The sequence below is a fragment of the Snuella sedimenti genome, assembly GCF_016428595.1.
GTDB classification, from domain to species: Bacteria; Bacteroidota; Bacteroidia; order Flavobacteriales; family Flavobacteriaceae; genus Snuella; species Snuella sedimenti.
Genome location: NZ_JAELVQ010000020.1, coordinates 56,846 through 59,412, shown reverse-complemented (window position 1 = coordinate 59,412; position 2,567 = coordinate 56,846). Strand labels below are relative to the sequence as shown.

Sequence of the window (2,567 nt, the reverse complement as noted above, 5' to 3'; positions counted from 1 at the left end):
TCCTAAGCTGTTCCCCAAATCGTTTTTCCACATCCTTTTTGGACATGTTAAGCAAACGTTCTTGGGTAGCTTCATCGAGGTTGTTATAATTTAAATGTACCATTGTTCTATTGTTTTAAATCATAGATCCCCGTTATCTGCAAAGCTATAGTACTCTCCATTCGGGGCAATAATCAAATGGTCAAGTACCTTGATATCCAAAAGTTCTGCTGCCAATTTGATTTTCTTTGTCAGTTTGGTATCGGCTTCACTGGGTTTTAGTTTGCCGCTTGGGTGGTTATGCGATAAAATGATGCCCACCGAAAGTGTTTTTAACACTATGGCAAACAAAATCCTGATATCGACAATGGTTCCCGTAATGCCTCCTGTAGAGAGTGGATAAATCCCCTTGACTTTATTAGAGTTGTTTAACAGCAATATTTTAAAGGTTTCGTTAAGTCCTATGGTCTGTTTGTTCCAATTGCCGAACAGTAATTTTGCTGCATCTTTAGAGCTGCTTATGGAAGCGGATTTTGAAACGCTCAATTTTTCTCGATAACTTATTCTTATTTCGTTAACTTTGTTCTTCATTGTTCTAGATTTTAAAGTGAATGATGACAAAGAGGGCAGAACTTTAGCGAGAATGCCCTCTTTATATTTTTAGATTAATTGTTATTTCCCAACAATAGGATTTCCGATACGATGACCTCGGTTACATGGCGTTTGTTACCGTCCTTGTCATCATAGGCTCTTGTGCCCAGCTTTCCCTCTACGGCAATTTCCTTGCCCTTGGTTACGTATTTTTCAATAATGTCTGCTGTTTTGCCCCAGGCGATAATGGTGTGCCAATTGGTGTCGGTCTGCTTTTCGCCCTGTCCGTTCTTGTAATGTTCATTGGTCGCCAATGAGAATCGGGCTACTTTCTTGCCGTTTTCAAGGTTTGTAATGGTAGGCTCTAGTCCTACGTTTCCGATTAACTGTACTTTGTTCTTTAATGTACTCATGATAAAAGATTTTAAATGTCCACCTTTGGCAGACGGGTTAATAATTTCCCTTTCTCGATTTAGGTTGCTCTAAATTTTAAGGGGTGCGTTGTATGATTTCTTTCGTGCGCAGCACAATAAACGAAGTGGGTTTTGTCAAGACTTTTAGGGAAAAATCAGGAGTGTCTGCTACGTCGTTTTTACCGAAGGGCTAAAAACAAGGTGGTAGAAACCTTATTTTTTTCTAAAACCCGCCATGGTCTTGACAAGTTCCATAGGGCATTAGCAGATTCTTTTAAGCCTGCCCGCAAGGGAGCGTACGGGAAGTTAAGCGAACGCAGTGGATGAGGCTTGAACTAGAAATGCTTATGCACTGCCTGTTTTTCGATGCCCCGAAAAACAATTAAGAGCCAGTTTTGCTATATGTGGTTAGAATTTTTATAGGTCATTTTTGATGCAATATGAGGCAACATTTTTAAGCATAGCCTTAGCTATGGTTCAAAATTTTAACAAAATAGTGCGCAAAAAGGGGCATAAAAAAATAATTGGCATATAGCAAATCAGGCTCTAAGGCTTCTTTTATTATAAAACCCCTTAAAATTGTCCTAGGCAAAATCCGGATGTCCCAGCGGTATCGAGCAAAACCCCAAGATGGTTTTGCCGATACTGCGGTTAAGGCCATTTGGGTTTTGGCTTTCCGATTACCTTTAACCCTTGTAATCAATTGAAAAGGGATTTTTGCTTAGCTTCGGGAGCTTCTGGTTCCTTAGGTCTATTGTTCTTCATGGATTCCTTTAATGATTTGCGCCGTTTTTCATAGATCCAAATCCTTAAATGCTTTAATAGACCTTGTTCATAGTCCGAGAGTGTTTTTGGTGCTATATCTGCCATAGCTTCTACCATACTTTTGCTTTCACTATTAAATTTCGTGGCATATTGCAGTCCACACCAGGTATAGATATTGCACCATTCTGAAGACATGGGGGCTTCGAAGGTTCTTGGCATCATATAGGCCACTACTTCCGTAATGGATGCCATGTGTTCGCCTTTCATAAGGCATAGCATTCGGCTTATCGTGATTTTCTTCAATAAATCTTTTGGTATGGCGTCTTGCCATGTGGTTTTAAAAACGATGATTGGGCTTGTTAGACAGTCAATCAGATCAAAAACATAATTGTCCTTTTGCTTTTTATTGGGCTTTACTATCTGCTTGCCAACTGGCATCGGCTTACAATCAAAGCCAAAGTCCAATTGGACAGTATTTAAATTTTTCATAATTGTGGATTTTAGGATTGGACATCATTTAAAAAGCCACCGATTGCCGGTGTCGGGCAACCAGTGGCCTGGATCCTTAGGATTTGACGGATCTTTTGAGTTTGGCTATCCGTTCCTTTTGCCGTTTTATACGCTGGTCGGCAACGGCCTGCTGTTCCTTTTCAATTTCATCTATTGGGACAGAACCAAAGCTTTCGGCCAACCGTCTTAGGGCTAGGGCCTCACTATAGATAGGTTGGGATGATTTAAACGAATCAAAAACTAAGCAAATTTAGTAGGGTTGGATAGATATCACTCCGGGATCGGGATTCTGCCAACCGGCTTTCGAAA

At 40.4% G+C, this 2,567-nt stretch carries 4 protein-coding genes; 1 reads left to right on the top strand and 3 read right to left on the bottom strand.

The annotated features are described in order from the left end of the window. Positions 1-120: 120 nt before the first annotated feature. Positions 121-570 carry a JAB domain-containing protein gene (locus JF259_RS13730; RefSeq protein ID WP_199115975.1) on the bottom strand — a complete coding sequence of 150 codons (450 nt, stop codon included), beginning with the start codon at positions 568-570 and terminating at the stop codon, positions 121-123. 74 nt (positions 571-644) lie between these two features. Next, entirely contained in the window at positions 645-983 is a 339-nt protein-coding gene (locus JF259_RS13725) for a single-stranded DNA-binding protein (RefSeq protein WP_199115974.1), read from the bottom strand. Between the two features lie 132 nt (positions 984-1,115). Here JF259_RS13725 and JF259_RS13720 point away from each other — a divergent pair, with 132 nt between their 5' ends. Further along, the gene (locus JF259_RS13720) at positions 1,116-1,310 is read left to right on the top strand and encodes a hypothetical protein (protein ID WP_199115972.1); all 195 of its coding nucleotides are present in this window, start codon (positions 1,116-1,118) and stop codon (positions 1,308-1,310) included. Between the two features lie 372 nt (positions 1,311-1,682). Here the strand turns inward: JF259_RS13720 and JF259_RS13715 are convergent, their stop codons facing one another. Then, positions 1,683-2,237 carry a hypothetical protein gene (locus JF259_RS13715; RefSeq protein ID WP_199115970.1) on the bottom strand — a complete coding sequence of 185 codons (555 nt, stop codon included), beginning with the start codon at positions 2,235-2,237 and terminating at the stop codon, positions 1,683-1,685. Between the last annotated feature and the right edge of the window lie 330 nt (positions 2,238-2,567).

Excerpts from the sequence above, each read along its gene's own strand:
- JF259_RS13730 (WP_199115975.1), bottom strand. The coding sequence starts at position 570 with ATGAAGAACAAAGTTAACGAAATAAGAATAAGTTATCGAGAAAAATTG.
- JF259_RS13725 (WP_199115974.1), bottom strand. The coding sequence starts at position 983 with ATGAGTACATTAAAGAACAAAGTACAGTTAATCGGAAACGTAGGACTA.
- JF259_RS13715 (WP_199115970.1), bottom strand. The coding sequence starts at position 2,237 with ATGAAAAATTTAAATACTGTCCAATTGGACTTTGGCTTTGATTGTAAG.